The sequence below is a fragment of the Aeromonas sp. 160P genome, from assembly GCF_055193095.1.
Map to the genome: position 1 here is coordinate 3,162,407 of NZ_JBUXKV010000001.1, position 20,885 is coordinate 3,183,291.

At 61.2% G+C, this 20,885-nt stretch carries 20 protein-coding genes and 1 tRNA gene; 20 read left to right on the top strand and 1 reads right to left on the bottom strand.

The window, feature by feature from the left end:
- Positions 1 to 510: 510 nt before the first annotated feature.
- From ACY8FN_RS14750 to hypA, 19 genes are all read left to right on the top strand, one after another.
- The gene (locus ACY8FN_RS14750; RefSeq protein ID WP_463100424.1) at positions 511 to 1,068 is read left to right on the top strand and encodes a hypothetical protein; all 558 of its coding nucleotides are present in this window, start codon (positions 511 to 513) and stop codon (positions 1,066 to 1,068) included.
- A 227-nt stretch (positions 1,069 to 1,295) separates the two neighbouring features.
- Entirely contained in the window at positions 1,296 to 1,682 is a 387-nt protein-coding gene (locus ACY8FN_RS14755; RefSeq protein WP_101324884.1) for an MAPEG family protein, read from the top strand.
- 105 nt (positions 1,683 to 1,787) lie between these two features.
- A complete protein-coding gene (locus ACY8FN_RS14760; RefSeq protein ID WP_463100425.1) occupies positions 1,788 to 2,438 on the top strand; it encodes a hypothetical protein in 651 nt (216 codons plus the stop codon).
- A gap of 277 nt (positions 2,439 to 2,715) precedes the next feature.
- On the top strand, positions 2,716 to 3,396 hold the full coding sequence (locus ACY8FN_RS14765) for a 4Fe-4S dicluster domain-containing protein (protein ID WP_463100426.1): 681 nt from the start codon (positions 2,716 to 2,718) through the stop codon (positions 3,394 to 3,396).
- Positions 3,396 to 5,279, top strand: coding sequence for a hydrogenase 4 subunit B (gene hyfB / locus ACY8FN_RS14770; protein WP_463100427.1), 1,884 nt, complete (start codon positions 3,396 to 3,398; stop codon positions 5,277 to 5,279). The genes ACY8FN_RS14765 and hyfB overlap by 1 nt, the downstream gene beginning before the upstream one ends.
- Before the next feature lies 1 nt (position 5,280).
- A complete protein-coding gene (locus ACY8FN_RS14775; RefSeq protein WP_011898650.1) occupies positions 5,281 to 6,234 on the top strand; it encodes a respiratory chain complex I subunit 1 family protein in 954 nt (317 codons plus the stop codon).
- 65 nt (positions 6,235 to 6,299) lie between these two features.
- Positions 6,300 to 8,018 carry a hydrogenase large subunit gene (locus tag ACY8FN_RS14780; RefSeq protein ID WP_101324888.1) on the top strand — a complete coding sequence of 573 codons (1,719 nt, stop codon included), beginning with the start codon at positions 6,300 to 6,302 and terminating at the stop codon, positions 8,016 to 8,018.
- 9 nt (positions 8,019 to 8,027) lie between these two features.
- A complete protein-coding gene (locus ACY8FN_RS14785) occupies positions 8,028 to 8,597 on the top strand; it encodes a formate hydrogenlyase complex iron-sulfur subunit (protein ID WP_463100428.1) in 570 nt (189 codons plus the stop codon).
- Entirely contained in the window at positions 8,597 to 9,412 is an 816-nt protein-coding gene (locus tag ACY8FN_RS14790) for an NADH-quinone oxidoreductase subunit B family protein (protein WP_463100429.1), read from the top strand. Before ACY8FN_RS14785 ends, ACY8FN_RS14790 begins: the two co-directional genes overlap by 1 nt.
- Positions 9,405 to 9,818, top strand: coding sequence for a formate hydrogenlyase maturation HycH family protein (locus ACY8FN_RS14795; protein ID WP_463100430.1), 414 nt, complete (start codon positions 9,405 to 9,407; stop codon positions 9,816 to 9,818). The genes ACY8FN_RS14790 and ACY8FN_RS14795 overlap by 8 nt, the downstream gene beginning before the upstream one ends.
- Complete coding sequence (gene hycI, locus ACY8FN_RS14800) at positions 9,818 to 10,309, top strand: hydrogenase maturation peptidase HycI (protein WP_101316444.1); 492 nt, start codon at positions 9,818 to 9,820, stop codon at positions 10,307 to 10,309. Before ACY8FN_RS14795 ends, hycI begins: the two co-directional genes overlap by 1 nt.
- Positions 10,310 to 10,522: 213 nt before the next feature.
- Positions 10,523 to 10,614 (top strand) — tRNA-Sec (locus tag ACY8FN_RS14805).
- Between the two features lie 316 nt (positions 10,615 to 10,930).
- A complete protein-coding gene (selA, locus tag ACY8FN_RS14810) occupies positions 10,931 to 12,400 on the top strand; it encodes an L-seryl-tRNA(Sec) selenium transferase (protein WP_463100431.1) in 1,470 nt (489 codons plus the stop codon).
- Between the two features lie 4 nt (positions 12,401 to 12,404).
- Positions 12,405 to 14,321, top strand: a complete 1,917-nt coding sequence (gene selB / locus ACY8FN_RS14815; RefSeq protein ID WP_463100432.1) for a selenocysteine-specific translation elongation factor — start codon at positions 12,405 to 12,407, stop codon at positions 14,319 to 14,321.
- Positions 14,318 to 16,708: a carbamoyltransferase HypF gene (hypF, locus tag ACY8FN_RS14820; protein ID WP_463100433.1), complete on the top strand. Its 2,391-nt coding sequence runs from the start codon at positions 14,318 to 14,320 to the stop codon at positions 16,706 to 16,708. The genes selB and hypF overlap by 4 nt, the downstream gene beginning before the upstream one ends.
- Positions 16,709 to 16,713: 5 nt before the next feature.
- Positions 16,714 to 16,965: a HypC/HybG/HupF family hydrogenase formation chaperone gene (locus ACY8FN_RS14825; RefSeq protein ID WP_042871412.1), complete on the top strand. Its 252-nt coding sequence runs from the start codon at positions 16,714 to 16,716 to the stop codon at positions 16,963 to 16,965.
- A complete protein-coding gene (gene hypD, locus ACY8FN_RS14830) occupies positions 16,959 to 18,071 on the top strand; it encodes a hydrogenase formation protein HypD (protein WP_463100434.1) in 1,113 nt (370 codons plus the stop codon). The genes ACY8FN_RS14825 and hypD overlap by 7 nt, the downstream gene beginning before the upstream one ends.
- Positions 18,068 to 19,072 (top strand): hydrogenase expression/formation protein HypE, encoded by a 1,005-nt coding sequence (gene hypE / locus ACY8FN_RS14835; RefSeq protein ID WP_463100435.1) that lies wholly within the window; start codon positions 18,068 to 18,070, stop codon positions 19,070 to 19,072. Before hypD ends, hypE begins: the two co-directional genes overlap by 4 nt.
- A gap of 84 nt (positions 19,073 to 19,156) precedes the next feature.
- Positions 19,157 to 19,498, top strand: coding sequence for a hydrogenase maturation nickel metallochaperone HypA (gene hypA / locus ACY8FN_RS14840; RefSeq protein WP_101316454.1), 342 nt, complete (start codon positions 19,157 to 19,159; stop codon positions 19,496 to 19,498).
- On the opposite strand, the gene ACY8FN_RS14845 is transcribed toward hypA, so the two are convergent.
- Complete coding sequence (locus ACY8FN_RS14845) at positions 19,476 to 19,826, bottom strand: hypothetical protein (RefSeq protein WP_463100436.1); 351 nt, start codon at positions 19,824 to 19,826, stop codon at positions 19,476 to 19,478. The two genes, hypA and ACY8FN_RS14845, sit on opposite strands and share 23 nt — an antisense overlap.
- Between ACY8FN_RS14845 and hypB the strand changes: the two genes are divergently transcribed.
- Positions 19,722 to 20,531: a hydrogenase nickel incorporation protein HypB gene (hypB, locus tag ACY8FN_RS14850; RefSeq protein WP_463100437.1), complete on the top strand. Its 810-nt coding sequence runs from the start codon at positions 19,722 to 19,724 to the stop codon at positions 20,529 to 20,531. The two genes, ACY8FN_RS14845 and hypB, sit on opposite strands and share 105 nt — an antisense overlap.
- The last annotated feature ends 354 nt before the right edge of the window (positions 20,532 to 20,885 follow it).

The following is a 20,885-nucleotide window of genomic DNA, read 5'->3' on the forward strand; positions in this document are numbered from 1 at the left end:
ACACTGTACATATGAAACCTTTATTATCTCTGGCAAAACTCACTAGCATGTACTTTCACCAACAAGTCTGCACACAAGAAGGCTACCGCACAGGGTTTCAGCTCCCGCATGCTGTCTTTGACCTGATAGAGAAAAACTACTACCTGTTACACCTCGGTGACCTTTGGCTCAATTGCGGTGTGAGTTCGCAGGGTATCAAACGCGAACCTGATTAGTGAGAAGAAAATTATCTATCGTGCTGATTTCGGTCAGTTTTTTGATAATGATCAGCTTTATGGGGAGAACGACGAGGGCGAACTCTATGGTGACATACGCTGGTACAACGCGTATCAGCCTCTGGCGGCCCCATCCCTACAACGCGCCCCTCACCTGCTCGGTCTAACCAACACCCAAACCTTCAGCTATATACCGACCATTTTGCTACCCAATCCTGAATAGTCAGTTCAAAAACCGTTCATGCCCCTTCGCTACACTGCACCCTCGTTTATCGCTATCAGGAGCTAAAAAACAATGATGTTGCACCTCAAGAAGAGCACCCTTGCCCTCGTCCTGCTTGCCGCCAGCGGCGCACTTAGCGCTGCCGAAATCACCAACAACAATATTACCGAGGCCGAGATCAAGGCCGCGCAGGATGGCTGGGGCGCGGCGCTTATCAAGATCAGCGATGACTACCGCGCCGGGGGGATTGAGCGCGCCAAGGCGACTGCCGAAGCTGTGCTCGACAGCGCCTACGGCTACCAGCAGGGGCCGGTGCTATTCAAGCCGACCCTTGCCGGTGGCGAGCAGACCTTTCGCACCCACCGCGAGGGGGCGCTGGCCTACTTTGTCGGCCACAACACTGCCTACCCCACCGACAAAGGATTTGCCCTGAAAAACTGGCAGAGCTACCGCTATGATAATGCCGCTGTCTATATCAACGGCGACATGGCGCTGACCATGGGCAAGGTGCATCTGGTGGATCGCGACAATAAGGAGACCACGGTCGACAAGACCTGGGGTTTCAAGAAGGGGGATGATGGCAAGGTGCGCATCGTGCTGCACCACTCCTCCCTCCCTTACCAGGGTTAATGGCGGAGCGCCGCGTGCTGCGCACCAGCAACACGGTCAACAAACAGCCCTGCCACACCGGCAGGGTTGTTTGTTTTGCGCTCGCGCACGGTCGATGGCGAGTGAATAGATGGCGGACGTGCTGCTGCAGTTTGCTGCTACCCTCAGAGGCAAGCCATTGAGAAGCCAAGCAATTAGCTTCACTCAACGGCTGCCACTCGACATCATCACACCGGGAGCCAGATGCCATGACCATTCTGCCTGTTTACGCGGCCCTGCTCGCACTGCTGTTTGTGTTGCTGAGCATCCGCACCATTCGTACCCGCCATAGCCGCAAGGTGGCGCTGGGACACGGGGATGATCCCGCCATGTTGCGAGCCATGCGGGTGCATGCCAATTTTGCCGAGTATGTCCCCCTCGCCCTGCTGCTGATCTATTTTGTTGAAGCCAGCAGCCAGTCCCCCTGGCTTATCCATCTACTGGGGTGTGCCCTGTTGCTTGGCCGCTTCTGTCACGCCTTTGGCATGAGCCGCACGCCGGAGAACTTTCGTTATCGGGTAGCGGGAATGGGGCTGACCTTCACGGTGATCCTGGTGAGCGCAGCCCATATCCTGATCACGGCGCTGCTCCCCTGACTCAGCCGTCACGGATAAACGGCGGCACGGTCGGGTTGCCCTATTCTTCTTGGCAGTCATCGCAACACATCTGCTTAATAACTAAGCCCGGTTCAGGAGTGCGATATGAAGTGGATTGGCTGGTTACTGCTTGTCGGGCTGACCCCCGTAGCCCACGCAACCCCGCTAAAGCTGGCGGCAGCGGTCGAGCACACCGCGATATTGCGCCCTTTTATTCATGCCTGGTTTGGCCGGGCGGGTATCGACTTTCAGTTGATCCCCTGCACTTACGCCCGCTGCGAGAGGCTGATTGAGTCGGTGAATGCGGTCGATGGCGACATGGCTCGCATCAAGGGCTTTGATCAGACCCATCCCCACTTGCTGCAGGTCGGTGCCCCCATCTCGGAAGCGGCGATTTATGGCCAACCAAGGGATAATCCGAGCTGGCCCCCTGCCAAAGGGGCCGTGATTGGCTGCCTGCGTGGCATCCAGTGGTGCGAACGCTACCTCGGCAACTATCAGGTCATCTGGTTAAACGATGAGAAGCAGGGCCTTGCCCAACTACAGAGAGGCAAAGTGGACTGGATCATCAAGATGCGCGCCGCCTATCAACCTGCGCTGGCCACCCCTTGGCAAAAGATCACCAAAGAGCAGGTCTTTCTCTACCTCGATAAAAAGCACCGCGCGGATATTGCGGCCCTGCTCAAGGTGCAGCTGGTGTTGATCAACAACGGCCGCTGGCTGGCGATGCAAAAGCAGTATCTTTCAGCCATCTAGCGCTATTCTCGCAGCCCTTCATCAAGCCGATTGGCATCGCCGCAAAACCTATAGACCACTCGTTTACTGCCTATGTGACGATCCCTCTCCCGCCCTTCGTCACAAGTGACGAACGTCACATTTCGACACCGTTCGGCCTCTTCGTTACGGCGCGACACGAATTTTAAATCCCTTTTAAAACATAATCTTAAATCCATTTTCTCGCCCACAGCCAATCTGGCCCGTATTTTGCCAACCTGCCCCTATTCTCTCCGTTCGCGACACGACAAGGTAGGCTATGAACCGCTTCGTTATCGCTGACCCCAAGCTTTGTATTGGCTGTGGCACCTGTATGGCGGCCTGCAGTACGGTTCACAAGGCGCAAGGTTTGCAGCAAGCCCCCCGTTTAACCGTTATGCGACACGAGCAGGCGACCATGCCGGTTCAGTGCCGTCACTGTGACGATGCCCCCTGCATCAAGGTGTGCCCGGTCGAGGCAATTGCCCAGACCGGCGATTGCGTGCAGCTCAACGAGTCGCTCTGCATCGGCTGCAACCTCTGCGCAGTGGCCTGCCCGTTTGGTGCCATCCAGAGCGGTGGCAGCCGTCCGGTGGCCATGGCCAACAGCTACGACACCTATATTCCCTGCTCCATCCGCTCCAGCAACCCCTCCACCTCCGCCGGTCTGCGCTGCTTTGGCGAGGATTTGCTGAGCTGGGAGCCGGGCGTGCGCAGCATTGCGGTCAAATGTGACCTTTGCGAGTTTCGCGCCGAAGGCCCCGCCTGCATCGAGGCTTGCCCCTCCCAGTCGCTGAGCATGGTCAACGACACGGCCTGCGCCAACGCCGCCCGCGATCGCCGCCTGCAAGCGGCCAATGCTCACCCAGAAGGTGCCCCCGCATTCTCGGCCTCTGCTTGCTCGACCGCCACAACTGCGCCGGTTTCACCCGACGCTTCAATCACTGAGGGATCCTGCTGATGTTGTCCCCCCTTGTTATGGGCACGCTCCTGCTCTTTTTGCTGGGCGCTGCCGCCGGTCTGCTGCTGCAAAAGCAGCCTTGGCTGGCAAACCGTCTCAATAGTGGCTTCGCCCTGCTGGGCTCGCTGGTCGGTGTTGTTGCCGCTATCAAGGCGCTGGCCCAAGATGCACCGATCGACGGCCAGATCTGGCTGCTGGGCTCGGTGCATCTGGATATGCTCGCTGCCCTGATGCTGCTGGTGATCACCCTCGTGGGCGTCGCCGTCTCCCTCTACTCCTTTGCCTATATTCGCGAATATCAGGGCAAGGGGGATGTGGCCATTGGCGTGCTGATGAACCTCTTCCTCTTTGCCATGGTGGGCATGGTGCTGGCCGACAACGCATTGGGCTTTTTGCTCTGCTACGAGCTGGTGACCCTCACCACCTACAGGCTGGTCAAGACCAACCCCGATGCCGCCAAGCAGAGCCGCCTCTATCTGGTGATGAACCATATCGGCATGGTGCTGGTACTGGTCGCCTTCTGGCTGCTCTGCCGCGAATCCGGCTCGCTGGAGTTCGCCGCGCTGCGTGAGCACCATCTGGCGGGCGGTTTGGCCTCTCTGGTGTTTCTGCTCAGCTTCTGCGGCTTTGGCCTGCGCGCCGGTTTCGTGCCGCTGCACGGCTGGCTGCCAGTAGCCGAGCCCGTCGCCCCCTCCCATATTTCGGCGCTGATGTCTGGCGTGATGGTGAAGCTGGGTCTGTTCGGCATTTTGCGAGTCAGCATCGATTTTCTCGGCGCCAGCCAGCTCTGGTGGGGCTACATGGTGCTGATCTTCGGTGCCTGCTCGGCAGTGCTCGGGGTGTTGTTTGCGCTCGCCGAGCACGATCTCAAGCGGCTGCTCGCCTACCACACGGTGGAGAACATCGGCATCATCCTGATGGGGATGGGGATCGGCATGATCGGCATCGCCAACCAGCAACCGGCACTGGTGGTGCTGGGGCTGCTCGGCGCGCTCTATCACCTGCTCAACCACGCCATTTTCAAGAGCCTGCTCTTTATGGGCACCGGCTCCGTGATGTTCCGTCTGCACACCCGTGACATGGACAAGATGGGTGGCCTGGCCAAGCTGATGCCCTGGACTGCGCTGGCGTTCCTCATCGGTGCCATGGCCATCTCGGCGCTGCCGCCCCTCAACGGCTTTGTCAGCGAATGGTTTATCTATCAGGCGCTCCTTTCCATGACCAAGCTCGGCACCTCTGTGGTGGCCCCGCTGGCGGTGGTGATGCTGGCGGTGACCGGCGCCATGGCGGTGATGTGTTTCGTCAAGGTGTATGGCATCTGCTTCTGCGGCGCCCCACGTAGCGAAAAAGCGAGTCAGGCCCGCGAAGTACCCAATGCCATGGTGGCAGGCACCCTGCTGCTGGCGGCGGTCTGTCTGGTGCTGGGTCTGGGCGCCCCCTGGATTGCCCCCTTTGTCAGCGGCTACGGTCAGGCCCTCGTCTCTACTCACCTCATGGGCCAGATGAGCGTGGCCACTGGCGCCACCCTGCTGCCGCTCGACAGCAGTCAGGCGATCCTCTCCCCGCCGGTGATTGCCATCGCCCTGTTGGGGCTGTTCCTCATCCCGCTGCTGGTCGTGGCCATCTTCAAGGGGCCCAAGCTGGGTCGTCGTCACGCCGGTACTCCTTGGGCCTGCGGTTATGCCTACGAGGAGCGCATGAGCCTCACCTCCGGTGGTGTCACCCACACCCTGCGCCAACTCTGTGCCCCGCTCTATCGCAAACAGCCCCAGCTTGATCTGGCCACTGCTCTGGACGGGGTGAGCGAGTCTCCCTCTGCCGCTGGCTGGCTGTTGCACGGCCTGGTGCTGGCGCTCTTTATCCTGATGGCTGTAGGAGTCTGATATGCCTGTTCTTGAAATGCCGAGCTGGGGCATGGTTGCCCTCGCCCTGACCCAGGCCATCGCCATGCTGGCGCTGGCGCCGCTGGCCACCGGTTTCAACCGGGTGCTGCGGGCCAAAATGCACTCCCGTCAGGGGCCGGGCCTGCTGCAGGATTACCGGGATATCGGGAAGCTCCTGCGCCGCCAGGAGGTGACCCCGGAGCCTGCTGGCATCATCTTCAACCTGATGCCAGCGCTGCTGATCGCCGCCCTGTTGCTGGTGGCGATGGCGCTGCCGACCCTGACCCACGAGTCCCCCTTTCCCATCGCCGGGGATCTCATCACCGACATCTACCTGTTCGCCATCTTCCGCTTCTTCTTCTCTCTGGCGGGGCTGGACAGCGGCAGCATGTTTGCAGGTATTGGTGCCCGCCGCGAGCTGACCTTAGGCATTCTGGTGGAGCCCATTCTGATGCTCGCCTGCTTCATCATGGCGATGATGGTGGGCAGTTCGGATCTGGGCAACATCAGCAGCTATGTGGCCACCCAGCCGCTGGCCGCGCCGATCGCGACCCTGCTGGCGGGGGCCGCCTGCGCCTTCGCGGTGTTTGTCGAGATGGGCAAGCTGCCCTTTGACTGCGCCGAAGCCGAGCAGGAATTGCAAGAGGGGCCGCTCACCGAGTACTCGGGTGCGGGCCTCGCCCTGCTCAAACTCAGCATGGGCCTCAAGCAGCTGGTGGTGGTGCAGCTCTTTTTGGTGATCTTCCTCCCCTTCGGCAAGGCGGCGAACTGGAGCCTGCCCGCACTGGCACTGGCAACCCTGATCCTGCTCTGCAAGCTGCTGGTGGCCTTTGGACTTGCGGGCATTATCGAGAACTCCATGGCCCGCACCCAGTTCGTGCGCACCCACAAGCTCACCCGCTATGGCTTGGGGCTGGCCCTGCTGGCGCTGCTCGCCTATCTGGTCGGGGTATAACTCATGCCCGCCATCACAGCTGCTTTTTTCGATTTCATCATTTGCGAATTTAAAGTGAGAACTGCATGACCATCGCCATTTCGGATCGCATCGGTTGCGACTATATCCAGCAACTGCGACAGCAACTGCCCCACGCCATTATCGACGAGCAGTGGCAGACCGCCGATCAGGCCACCCTGACCGTCAAGCCCACCGATCTGGTGGCCCTCACCAGCCTGATCTTCCACAAGCAGGGCGGCTGGCTCTCGGTTTCGTTTGCCAATGACGAACGCAGCCTCAACGGCCACTTCGCCGTTTACCACGTTTTCTCCATGGAGGGCGACACCAAGAGCTGGATCACCGTCAAGGTGCTGGTCAACGCCATCGAGCAGGAGTACCCCTCCATCACCCCGACCATTCCGGCTGCGGTGTGGGGCGAGCGGGAGATCCGCGACATGTACGGCCTGCGCGCCGTCGGCCTGCCGGACGAACGCCGTCTGGTGCTGCCGGATGACTGGCCGGAAGATATCCACCCCCTGCGCAAAGACGCCATGGATTATCGCCAGCGCCCGATGCCCACCACCGACACCGAGACCTACCCCTTCGTCAATGAACTGGGCAGTGAGGCCAACCGTATCGTGCCGGTCGGCCCGCTGCACATCACCTCGGACGAGCCAGGTCACTTTCGTCTGTTTGTCGATGGGGAAGACATCATCGACGCCGACTACCGCCTCTTCTATGTCCATCGCGGCATGGAGAAACTGGCGGAAACCCGCATGGGCTACAACGAAGTGGCCTTCCTGACCGACCGGGTCTGCGGCATCTGCGGCTTTACCCACAGCGTCGCCTACACCACCTCGGTGGAGAACGCCATGGGCATTAAGGTGCCCGAGCGGGCCAAGATGATCCGCGCCGTGCTGCTGGAAGTAGAGCGCCTGCACAGCCACATCCTCAACATCGGTCTGTCGAGCCACTTCACCGGTTTCGACACCGGCTTTATGCAGTTCTTCCGGGTGCGGGAAAAGTCCATGACTCTGGCCGAGCTGCTCACCGGCGCCCGCAAGACCTACGGCCTCAACCTGATTGGCGGGGTGCGCCGCGACATCTTCAAGGAAGATCGCATCAAGGGTGCCCAGCTGGTGCGCGAGCTCCGTGATGAGCTCAAACCGCTGGTGGCCATGCTGCTCGACACCGCCAACATCACCTCCCGTCTGGTGGGGATTGGCCGCCTCGACCCACAAGTGGCCCGCGATTTCAGCTGCGTCGGCCCCATGGTGCGGGCCAGCGGCTTCAAGCGTGACGTGCGTCGGGTGCACGACTTTGCCGCCTATCGCGAATTGCCGATGGAGATCCAGACCCTGGCCGGTTGCGACGTGCAATCCCGGGTGCTGGTGCGCATCCACGAGCTCTACGACTCCCTCGACATGATTGAGTTTGGCCTTGAGCACCTGCCGGAAGGGCCGCTGCTGACCGAAGGGTTCACCTATCAGCCGGGCAAGTTTGCGCTGGGCTTTACCGAAGCGCCCCGTGGCGAGAACGTCCACTGGAGCATGACCGGCGACAACCAGAAGCTGTTCCGCTGGCGCTGCCGCGCCGCCACCTACGCCAACTGGCCTGCGCTGCGCTACATGCTGCGCGGCAATACCGTCGCCGATGCGCCGCTGATCATCGGCAGTCTGGATCCCTGCTACTCCTGTACCGATCGGGTCACCCTGGTTGACCCCAAGAAGGGCAAGTCCACCGTGGTCTCCTACAAGGAGATCGAGCGCTACGGTATCGACCGCAAAAACTCTCCGCTCAAGTAAGGGGTCATCATGATCAAGCTGTTCAAGACCATCCTCAAGGCTGGCACACCGACCGCCAAGTACCCCTTCGCCCCTTACGAGGTGAACCGGGATTTTCGCGGCAAACCGAAATATCAGGCGGATCAGTGCATCGCCTGCGCCGCCTGCACCAAGGCCTGCCCGGCCAACGCGCTGGTGATGGAAGTGGACATGGAGACCGGCGAGCGGCGCTGGGAGATCTCCATGGCGCGCTGCATCTTCTGCGGCCGCTGCGAAGAGGTCTGCCCGACCCGTGCCATCGCTCTCTCCCCCGAGTTCGAACTGGCGGTGACCAACAAGGCCGATCTCTATGAGGAGGCCCGCTTCGCGCTGGCCCCCTGCACCCTGTGCGGCACCTACTTTGCCCCCAGCAAACTGGTGGCGCTGGTGGAGGACACCCTCAAGCAGGCGGGCACGCCGCTGGCGACCCCTGAGCGCCTGCACCACTGCCCCGACTGCAAACGAAAACAGAGCATGCTGAGCCAGCCTGACTCGGCCCTGGCCACACCGATTGCCGCACCGATTACCACACCGATTACCACACAACAGGAGTGGATGTGATGAGCAAGATCAAAGGCATAGAACCGGTTGTCGGCCATGCCCATACCCGCGCCGTGCCGCTGGCACAGGACCCCGAGATCACCAAACTCAAGAAGACCCTGCTCAAAGACATTCGCCGCTCGGCCTATGTCTATCGGGTCGATTGCGGCGGCTGCAACGCCTGCGAGATCGAGATCTTCGCCACCATCACCCCGCTGTTCGATGCCGAGCGCTTCGGCATCAAGGTGGTCGCCTCCCCCCGTCACGCCGACATCCTGCTCTTTACCGGCGCGGTGACCCGGGCGATGCGGGTACCGGCCCTGCGCGCCTATGAAGCGGCGCCCGATCCCAAGATCTGCATCGCCTACGGCGCCTGCGGCTGTGACGGCGGCATCTTCCACGACCTCTACTGCGTCTGGGGCGGCACCGACAAAATCGTGCCGGTGGATGTCTATATTCCGGGCTGCCCACCCACTCCCGCCGCCACCATCTATGGCTTTGCGGTGGCGCTCGGTCTGCTTGAGCAGAAACTGACCGCCACCAGCCACGAAGTGCAACCAGGGGTGCGGGTCGAGCTGCGCCACACCGGCATCCCCAATGAAATTCGGATGATGATCGAGCGCGAAGCGCGCCGCATGGCCGGTTACCGTCAGGGACAGATCATCGCCGACGAGTTTATGGCACTGCTCGAAGGGGCGACCCAGCAGGATGTGGATCTTCGCATCCAGAGCTACCTCAATCAGCACGACGACCCGCGCCTGTCGGAGATCGTCAACAACCTGGCCAACGCCTGCCTCAACCGGGTAGCAGGCAAGGGAGAGGCAGTGCATGGCTGATCAGGTTTTCTTCTACCGCCTCTCGCGCAAGTTTGTGGATGAGCAGTTCGATGTGCCGGAAGAGGCGAAAGAGGTGATGTACTACAGCCTCGCCATTGGCCACCACCTCGGCATTGTCGACTGCCTCAGTGCCGATCTGGTCTGCCCGCTAACGGGTTATCGCGACTGGGTGGCCAAGCTGCCAACCGGCAGCGAGGCGCGCCGCAAGATGGAGGGGTTTCTCACCTTTGGCGAGATCACCATCTATCGCGAGCACTGCCACATGCTGGCCTGTGCCTTCGACCGGCTGCGCAAAGCCGACAATCTGCTCGATGAGCAAGAGCTGGGCTGGACCGACACCTTTATGGATCAGCTCACCGCCCTCTATAACGACCCCCATATGTACCTGATGGTAAGGAGCCGCTGATGGGCTGCAATCTCGTGTTGACCGTGGGCAATGCCATGATGGGGGACGACGGTGCCGGCCCTTATCTGGCGGACAAGCTGCAAGCCGCCCCCCTGCCCGGCTGGATCCATATTGACGGCGGCATCGCGCCGGAAAATGCGGTCTACAAGGTGCGGGAGCTGCAACCGGAGCGGGTGGTGCTGGTGGATGCCGCCGAGATCGGCGAGAAGGCGGGCACCCTGCAGGTGATCCCCCCCGAGACCATCGCCGAGATGTTTATCTTCTCGACCCACAATATGCCGCTCAATTTCCTGATCGACGAGCTCAAAACCTTTGTCCCCGAGGTGATTTTTGTCGGGGTACAACCGGCCATTGTCGCCTTCTCCTTCCCGATGACCGAGATGGTGAGCGAGGCGATGGATTATCTTTATCAGCATCTTGATGCCGCCAAAGATACCAGCTTGTTAATAGAACGACTGGACCAGTGGAATATTACCAACGCCGAGCGATAACTATTTATCGAGTTGTTAACGACCGTTATTGACCAAGGGTTCCGGTAATGTGATCACGGCCCGATGTTAAATTAAAAACATCGGGCTAATTGTGTTGAACTTGATATAAAACAAGGTTCTTTGGATTTTTCAAAAAATCACTAACTCTCGCTTTTTTATCACAAAAAAAGCGTTGCCAGTCACAGAAATTTGCCACAAAATGGCGGCCATTACGGAAGTTGATGGGGTCTGGTGGCCTCCTCGGTCTTCAAAACCGATGTGAGCCGAGAAGGCTTTGGCAGGTTCGATTCCTGCCTCTTCCGCCAATTTTATATATTGGACAAATACTCTCTCGCTGATTTTATTGGCCTGAATGCTATTTTTAATCGCTTGTTCAATATGTTTGAAAGAATACCTTAGTAAAAGGTGCTTGCCGCTTGCCCATATAATCCGAACACAGGTTATCACGCTGGCCAAAAATGAATGTATCAGCATAAATGACGCATTAATTTATTCGCGCTAACTTATGCACCATGTTTGCAGCAATCCGCAAACCGCCAGCAGTGCCATAACCCGTCAGCTCGGCCTCTCTATCGGCAAACCGGTGCGCATATCAAACCCACGCACTGCCCTGGTAATCCCATGCCGAACCCGTCTCACGCGCCAGCCATAGCCCTCTGCCAGCCCGCATCACGCCCGACTGCCGACGATTCACTGCCAGATTCACGGTCACAACACAGCCAGCAACAAACGCGCCGTTTGCCGCAAGTGGAACAGCTGCTGCAGCAACCTTTTCTCGCCTGTTTTATCGAGGCACTGAGCCGCCCGCTGGTAACCCAGGCGGTGCGCGATACCCTGAGCGACCTGCGTCAAAGCGAGGCATTTCGCCAGCATGGGATCTCCCCCGAGCAGATCGAGGCACTGATTGCCAAGCGCTGCCAGCAGCAGTTGCGCCAGCGTCAGACCCGGGTGATCAACGCCACCGGCACCCTGGTGCACACCAATCTGGGGCGCTCGCCGCTCAGTCACGAGCTGTGGGACGAGGTGCGCGACCTCAACACCGGCTACAACAATCTGGAACTGGATCTCGCCACCGGCAAGCGCGGCGGGCGCAAGGGGCTGATCGCTCCCCTGCTCCGTTGCCTCACCCAGGCCGAGGATTCGCTGGTGGTCAACAACAACGCCGCCTCCCTCTATTTGCTGCTGCAGGAGATAGCCAAGGGGCGCGAGGTGATCGTCTCGCGCGGCGAGCAGATCCAGATTGGCGGCGGCTTTCGCATTCCCGACATTCTGGCGCTCTCCGGCGCCAAGCTGGTGGAGGTGGGCACCACCAATATCACTACCGCCAAAGATTACCTCGATGCCATCACCGATCAGACCGCGCTAGTGCTGATGGTGCACAAATCCAATTTCGCCATTCGCGGCTTTACCGAATCCCCCGATATCGGCGAGGTGGCCCGCGCCCTGCCGGAACACGTGGTGCTGGCGGTGGATCAGGGCTCGGGCTTGACCACCGAGGAGTTTGCGCCGGACGAAACCTCGGTGCGCCAGTACATCAAGGCGGGGGCGGATCTGGTCTGCTACTCCGGCGACAAGCTGCTGGGGGGCCCGCAATCGGGCATCATCAGCGGCCGCAGCGACCTTATCAAGCGGCTGGAAAAACACCCCATGATGCGCACCTTCCGCCCGAGCCGCATCGTCTACTCCCTGCTGGAACGCCTGCTCATTCACAAGCTCAACAAATCCCCCATCGGCGAAGGCATTGCCCAGCGCACTTTAAGCAACCCGGCCGCCATGCAGGCACGGGCAGATCAGCTGATGGCTGCCCTGCCCGGCTGCTTTGTGCCGGTCCCCGCCCAACTGGTGGTGGGCGGCGGCACCCTGCCGGACGAGTTTTATCCGGCACCGGCGCTCGAATTCACCGACCCGCGCCCCGCCCAGCAGCTGCTCGATGCCCTGCGCGAACTCCCCGTGCCAGTGATTGCCACCGTGCGCCAGCAGAAGGTGCTGCTCAATATGGCAACCCTGCTGCCGACCGAGATGGAGCTGTTGATCGCCCAGCTTAACGCGCTGCTGTTGCCCGCCCCGTTCAATGCAACAGAGGAGCGCTGATCCCATGACCCCCTATCGCGCCGTTATCGGCCTTGCCGGCCACGTGGATCACGGCAAGACCCTGCTGATCAAAGCCCTCACCGGCATCACCACCGCCCGCGCCCACGAGCAGGCCATCGGCATGACCCAGGATCTCGGCTTTGCCCACTTCGACGACGGTCAGGGCAACACCATCGGCGTCATCGATGTGCCCGGCCACGAGCGCTATATCCGCAACATGGTGGCGGGGCTCTGGAGTCTGGATCTGGTGCTGCTGGTGATCGCCGCCGACGAAGGGTGGATGCCGATGACCGGCGATCACCTGCGCCTGCTCAAGGCGATGGGGGTGCCGCGCCTGCTGGTCTGCATCAACAAGTGCGATCTGGTCTCCCCTGACGAGCTTTTACTGTTGGAAGAGAGCCTGCTGGAGCGGGTGATGGACGAGAGCGGCATGGTGCCCGATATCGTCAGCGTCAGCGCCAAGACCGGCGCCAATATGGCCGCCCTGCACGCCGCCATCGTGCGCCAGCTTGCCGATCTGCCAGCTTCACAAGCGGCTCGCGAGCAGGGCGCTCCGCGTCGCTCTCGTGAAGAGGCGCCACCGCGACTGTATGTTGACCGGGTCTTTACCGCCAACGGCACCGGTACCGTGCTCACCGGCACCTTGCAGCAGGGCAGCCTCAAGGTGGGGGACAAGCTGCGCCTCTACCCCGCCGATCGGGAGGTGCAGGTGCGCTCCCTGCAGGCCTATCACCAGAGCGTCGATGAGATTAGCGCCGTCTGTCGGGTAGCGGTGGGCCTGAAAAAAGTGCCCCACAAGGAGGTGGCTCGCGGCCACTGCCTCACCAGCGCCGCAGGCCAGTGCGAGGCGGCGACCCACCTTATCGTGCGGCTCAACGGCGAGAGCCTGAGCACCAAGGCGCTACGCACACAAGAAGTGGAAGTGGCCCTCGGCAGTTGGCATGGCCGGGCACTCTTTGTACCAATAAAAGAGACCCGGCTGGCACGACTGATCTTTACCAGCCCCATCCCCTGCTTCTTTGGCCAGCCGCTCGCCATCATTCGCCACGGCAGCAGCGAACTGCTGCACGGCGCCCGCATCGTCTGGTGCGGCGATATCCACCCCGCCAGACGCAAAACGCTGCACGCCCTGCTGGGCGAGCTGCCTGATGAGCTGGAACACTACAACCCCGCCACCCTGCAGTTGGGGCTCAATGGCTATGTACTGGCCAGCCGCTTTGACCAGCGCCCCGAGCAGGTCACCCCTCTCGGTGACTGGCTGCTGGATAACAACTGGCTGGCCCAGAGCCGCGACCAACTGTTCGCTACGCTGGCCAGCGAACCGCTCAGTGCCGCCGAGCTTGCGACCCGCTTTGGTATCGCCTTGCCGGTCACTCAGGCCCTGATCCAGCAGCTCAAAGGTGAGCAGCTTGTTCGCCTGCACCATGACAAGTGGCAGCCGGGCAGCGGCGAGTCGGAAGATGATTTGGGGCAAGAGGCGCTGCTGGTGCTCAAAGTAGTGCGAGATCAAGGCAAGGAGGGTTACGAGCCCGGTAAACTGGGCCCCGGCGGCGTGGAGCTGGATCCCTTTATCACCCGCAAGCTGCCCGCGGCCCTGCAGCAGGGCTTGCAACAAAAAGGCGCGTTGCAAAAGCAGCTGCGCAATCTGGCGCGACTCAAGTATCTGGTGCAGCTCGATGGCCCCATCTACTACGACGCCGTGCTTTACAACCAGATGGTCGCCGCCGTGCTGGCGGGCCAGCAGGTGGGAGATCTGATCGACATGGCATCCTTAAAGGAGATCACCGGCTTGTCGCGTAAATACGCCATTCCGTTCTGCCTGCGCATGGAGATGGATGGCTGGGTACGGCGCGAGGAGAACGAGCGCCGGGTGCTGCGTTTGCCAGAAAGGCAAGATGCCCTACAGGCGGAGCTGGCATGACGGCCAACCGGCTGCGCCGCGAATTTCATATCGACGGTATCGTGCAGGGGGTCGGCTTTCGCCCCTTCGTCTATGGGTTGGCGCTGCGCCACGGCCTTACCGGCTATGTCTTAAACGATGCCAACGGCGTCACCATAGGTGCCGAGGGCTCCCCCGAGCAGCTGACCACCTTTGCCAGCGAACTGCGGGAATTGGCGCCGCCGCTCAGCCGTATCGATCACTTCAGCGAGCGGGAACTGCCCCAAGATCCAGATCTCGACTACGACGGCGCCTTTCATATCAAGGCAAGCCAGCAGCAGAGCGCCGCCACGGTCGCCATTTCGCCGGATCAGGGGATGTGCGAAGGGTGCGCCACGGACGTGGCCAACCCCAAAGATCGCCACCACAACTACCCCTTTACCAACTGCACCCACTGCGGCCCGCGCTACACCATCATCCGCCGCCTCCCCTACGACCGGCCCCACACCGCCATGGCCGACTTTGCCATGTGCCCGCGCTGCGCTGCGGCTTATGAAAACCCGCTGGATCGGCGCTATCACGCCCAGCCGGTGAGCTGCCCCGAGTGCGGGCCCCATCTCAGCTGGCGCTCCGGCTGTGGCGATGCCCTAGCCGAGCGCGAGGGTGCCCTGCAAGCAGCTGCTCGCGCCCTGCAAGCGGGCGCCCTGATTGCAGTCAAGGGGATGGGGGGTTATCACCTGATATGTGATGCCCGTAATGAACAGAGTGTTGCCAGATTGCGAACGCTCAAGCGGCGCGAGCGCAAGCCGCTGGCGGTAATGATGGGCTCCGTTGCCGAGGCCAAATTGCATGTGAGCGGCTGCGAGGCGGAGTGGAAACTGCTCGCCTCTCAGGCCAGACCCATCACCTTGCTGCGCAAGCGCAAAAAGGATGATCGGCTATCAGAATCCCTACTGACAACCGCGCCGCTGGCCGAGGGGATCGCCCCCGGCATCCCCTACCTTGGGATAATGCTCCCCTATACCCCGCTGCACCAGCTGCTGCTGGACGCCTGCGCCATGCCGCTGGTGGCCACCAGTGCCAATGGTCGCGGCAGCCCGATCCTCATCGAGTGCGGGGCGGTGGTCAGGGAGCTCGGGGGCGAGATTGACGGCATTCTGGATCACAACCGCCCCATCCTGCATCCCTGCGACGACAGTCTGGTGCAGTGGGCAGGCGGACGGCGCCAAACTTTACGTCTCGCCCGGGGCTATGCCCCCTGCACCCCCAGCCTGAAAGCGGCGGTCAAGGTGCCGCTGCTGGCGGTCGGGGCGCAGCAGAAAAACCAGCTGGCGCTGGCCTTCGGCCGCCAGCGTATCTACAGCCCCTATATCGGCGATCTGCACAGCCTGCCGATGCAGGGTCACTTCGAGCAGACCCTGGCTACCTTTAGCGATCTCTACGATCTCAAACCCGAGCTGCTGGTCTCGGACTGCCACTCGGGCTACCTCAGTCACCAGTGGGCCAAGGGCTATTGCCACGAGCAGGGTGCGACCCACCTTGAGGTGCAGCACCATCACGCCCACCTGCTAGGAGTGATGGCCGAGCACGACATCACAGGCCCTGTGTTGGGTTTTGCCTTCGATGGCACCGGCCTTGGCGATGACGGCACCCTCTGGGGTGGCGAGCTGCTGATCGCAGACGTTCAGGGCTTTATGCGGGTTGCCCACCTCAAGCCCTTCAAACTGATCGGCGGCGAGTCGGCCATTCGCGAGCCGGTACGCCAGCTGTTGGGGCTGCTGTTCGAGTCGTATAGCGTGGAGCAGATCCGCGCCCTCGATATTCCGGCGATCAAGCAACTGCCAGCAGAGCGGATCAACAACCTGCACCAGCTCTGGCAGCTGGGTCGCAACGCCCCCTACACCAGCTCCATCGGTCGCCTGTTCGATGCCGTCGCGGCGCTGCTGGGGGTGATCGATACCCCCGATTACGAGGGCGAAGCGGGACTCTTGCTGGAGGCAGCTGCCTTGCAGCTTACCCCCGATGAATTGCCCTTCCCCCTCGCCTTTGGCCTAAGCCAATCAACAGAGGGGCCACTGCAGATCGAGTGGGCAGAGCTCATCAATACCCTTATCAACGAGCAGAGAAAAGGCACCGCCACCGCCCGCCTGGCGGCCGGTTTTATCTGCGCGCTCAGCGCTCTGGTCGTTGCTCTGGCCGAGCGCTTCCCCGGTTATCCGGTGGCGCTAGGGGGCGGCGTGTTTCAAAACCAGGTGCTGATGGATCTGCTGGTGCCCGCTCTCGAAGCGGCTGGCCGGCAGGTATTGACCAGCGAAACCCTGCCGCTCAATGACGGTGGCATCGCCGCCGGTCAGCTCTGGTTTGCCATCCACCATCTTGCCACGCATCAGCCTGTCACAACCGGTTGTGCCACCTTGTCGGAGTCCTGAAATCCATGTGTCTATCCATCCCCTCTCAGGTGGTGCAGCTGCACCCCGAAGATAACTGCGTCACCGTCGATACCCTGGGGGTGCAGCGGCGCGTCAGCTGCATGCTGCTCGAAGAGCCCCTCAACCTTGGCGACTATGTGCTGCTCCATATCGGCTTTGTGATGAGCAAGATTGATGAAGAGGAGGCGCAGGCCAGCCTCGAGAGCTTCCGCCAGATGGTGGCCCTGATGCCCGATCAGGATATCTTGCCATGCTGACACTCAATGATCTCTTTCAGGGCTTTCGTCAGCCCGACGTCATCCGCGCCCTCGCCGCACAAATTACCGAACTGGCCAAAGATCTGCCCGAACCGCTGCGGGTGATGGAGGTGTGCGGCGGCCATACCCACACCATCATGAAGTACGGCCTGCACCAGCTGCTGCCGGCCAGCATCGAGTTCGTTCACGGCCCCGGCTGCCCGGTCTGCATCATGCCCAAAGAGCGGATCGATCAGGCCATCGAGCTGGCCCGCCAACCCAACGTCATTCTGGTCACCCTGGGGGATATGATCCGGGTGCCGGGCTCCAAGGGCACGCTGGCCCAACAGCGCGCCAAGGGGAGCGATATCCGCCCGGTCTATGACCCCCTCGATGCCCTGCGCATCGCCCGCGAGAACCCGGACAAAACCGTGGTCTTCTTTGCCATTGGTTTCGAGACTTCCACCCCGATGACCGCTGCCTTGTTGGCAGCAGCTGAAGAGCAAGGGGTCGATAACCTCTTGTTTCATATCAACCATGTGCTGGTGCCGCCCGCCATTCACGCGGTAATGGCCGACGGGGTCGCCAAGGTGAACGCCTTTATCGGCCCCTCCCACGTCAGCGTGATCACAGGCGCCGATATCTACCTGCCCATCGTCGATCGCTATCAGGTGCCGGTGGTGGTGAGCGGCTTCGAGCCGGTGGATGTGATGGAGGCACTATTGATGATGGTGCGCCAGAAGGTGGAAGGTCGCTACGCGCTGGAGGTACAGTACACCCGCGCCGTCACTGCCAGCGGCAATAAAGCCGCCCAGCGGCTGGTCGAGCGCTTTTTCGAGACCCGCGAGCACTTTCGCTGGCGAGGTCTGGGGGATATCAACGCCTCCGCCCTGCGCCTGCGCGATGCCTTCGCCAAGCGCGATGCGGAGCGTCACTTCCAGCTTGATCAAACCCCCATCGATGACCACAAGGCGTGCCAGTGCGCCGATATCCTGCGCGGGCTGGCCAAGCCCAACCAGTGCAAAGTCTTTGGCCGGGGCTGCACCCCGACCCAGCCCATGGGCAGCTGCATGGTCAGCTCCGAAGGGGCCTGCAATGCCTACTACCGATATATGGGGATCCAATGAGAGAAATTCAGTTAAGCCACGGCGGCGGCGGTGTGGAAATGAATCAGCTGATCAACCAGCTCTTCTTTCGCCACTTTGGCAACGAGATCCTGCTGCGCGGTGAAGATGCCGCCCTGCTGCCGGTAAGCGGGCCCGTCGCCTTCACCACAGACAGCTTTACCGTCTCGCCGCTGTTCTTCGAGGGGGGCGATATCGGCAAACTGGCCATCGCTGGCACGGTCAATGATCTCGCCATGATGGGGGCCAAGCCCGAGTATTTGAGCTGCAGTTTTATCATCGAAGAGGGGTTCTCCTACGCCGATCTCACTCGCATCGTCGAGTCAATGGCGGCAGAGCTGGCCAAGAGCGGCGCCCGCATCGTCTGCGGCGACACCAAGGTGGTGCCCAAGGGGGCGGCCGACAAGATCTTTATCAACACCAGCGGAGTCGGCACCTTTCCTCTGCCTGAGCAGAGCCGGGGTATCTCGGTACGCAACCTCAAAGCCGGTGACGCCATTCTGGTGTCGCGGGATATCGGCAGCCACGGCGCCTGCATCCTGATGGCCCGCGACGCCCTGCAGCTAGGATCTGATCTGAAAAGCGACTGCACCACCCTCTGGCCGCAGGTAGAAGCGCTGTTGAAGGCGGGTATTACCCCCCATGCCCTGCGCGATGCCACCCGCGGCGGCCTCGCCGCCGTGCTGAATGAGTGGAGTAGCGCCTCCCAGGTGGCCATCGAGCTGGAGGAGTCCGCCATTCCGGTCTGCGATCCGGTGCGCGGCCTGTGCGAGCTCTACGGTTTCGAGCCCCATGATCTCGCCAACGAGGGGACCATGGTGCTGGCCCTGCCTGCCGAGCAGGCGCAGGACGCGCTGGGCATCTTGCGGCAATTCAACCCCGCAGCCAGCCAGATCGGCGTGGTGCAGGCGAGCGAGCGCCACAAGGTGATCCTCAATAACCCCTGGGGCAGCCGCCGTTATCTGGAGCTGCCGCAGGGGGAACTGCTGCCGCGGATCTGTTGATCGGCCATGCCGTTCACCCATATGCCGTTTTCCCAATTAGGGGGAGGAGTCACTCCTCCTCCCCCTATCGGTTAAGGAGCCACCATGCACGAAATGTCTCTGGCCATGGCCGCCATCGATCTGGCGGCCGAACAGGCCACCCAGCGGGGCTTTAACAAGGTGACCGCCCTCTGGCTCGAGGTCGGCAGCTTCTCCTGCGTTGACCCGGACACCATTGCATTCTGTTTCGAGGCCGCCGCCAAGGGCACCGTCGTCGAGGGGGCCCAACTTCACTTTCAGCACCAGGCGGCCGAGGCCTGGTGTTACGACTGCAACAAGACGGTCACCCTCACCGAGCGCGGGCAAGCCTGTCCCGGGTGTGGCGGATACAAATTACGAGTCGCGCAGGGCGATAGCCTGCGCATCACCGACATCGAGGTAAGTTGATATGTGTAGCGTATGCGGATGCGGCCAGGCGCGGATCGCCGGCCATGAAGATGATCACGACCATGCCCACCCCCACGATCATGAGCACCACCATGAACATGGCCATCAGCACGATCATCATCATGACCACGAGCAGAGCGCCCCGCGCACCCTGATCATCCACCACCACTATCACCATCAGGGTGATGTCCATCATCACTACCACGGCGTACGAGCACCCGCGGTGGCAGAGGGTCATGATCACCCTCACGAGCACCACCATGATCACCCCCACGACCATCAGCATGATCATGCCCACCCGCATCATCATGACCATGACCATGACCATAAGCAGGGTGATCTGCACTACGGCAAAGGGGAAGCGGGATTGTCGGTCCCCGGCATGGGGCAGCGTCAGCTGATCGCCATCGAGATGGATGTGCTGGCCAAGAACAACGCGCTGGCGGCCCACAACCGCGAGCACTTCGACGAGGCTGCCCAGCTGGTGCTGAATCTGGTGTCGAGCCCGGGTTCCGGCAAGACCACCTTGCTGTGCGAAACCCTGCGCCAGCTGGCCGACAAGCGCCCCTGCGCGGTGATCGAAGGGGATCAGCAGACCAGCGCCGATGCGGACCGTATCCGCGCCACCGGCGTGCCTGCCGTGCAGATCAATACCGGCAAGGGCTGCCATCTGGATGCCAAAATGGTCCACGACGCCTGCCACCAGCTGCCCGCCAACGAAGGGGGCATCCTCTTTATCGAGAACGTGGGCAATCTGGTCTGCCCCGCCAGCTTCGATCTCGGCGAGAAGTACAAGGTGGCGATCCTCTCGGTCACCGAAGGCGAGGAGAAGCCCCTCAAATACCCGGACATGTTTGCCGCCGCCCAGCTGATGGTGATCAACAAGATCGATCTGCTGCCCTACGTCAGCTTTGACGTGGCACGCTGCATCGAGAACGCCAAACGGGTCAACCCATATATCCAGGTGATCCAGGTCAGCGCCACCACCGGCGAAGGAATGGATGCCTGGCTCAACTGGCTGGCCACTGCCTGAGCCGGTGTGATGCCACTGCATCCATGACAGTTGCAGCCACATCTTGCTAGCAAGTGAGTGAACGAGCCATCAAGCCAGTGCCAGTCAGTTAAACCTGACTGGCACTGTTTTTATTCCCTTGATTCATTTTTCCTTGCTGCAGTCCAGCCCTCACCGGGAAGGGATAAGCCTCTGACATAACCCCCGGCTGATTTCACACCCACGCTCTGTAAGGGCTGCACCTCTGTGTCTGTGCTCAACAGTCACTCCTCAACACTGGTTACTCCGTCGTTCCTGTCCAATACTCAACTGTATCAGCTGGTTCGAGGGGTGCGTTGTGTACAGACTCTTGTTGTTATGGTGTTTGTGTTGCCA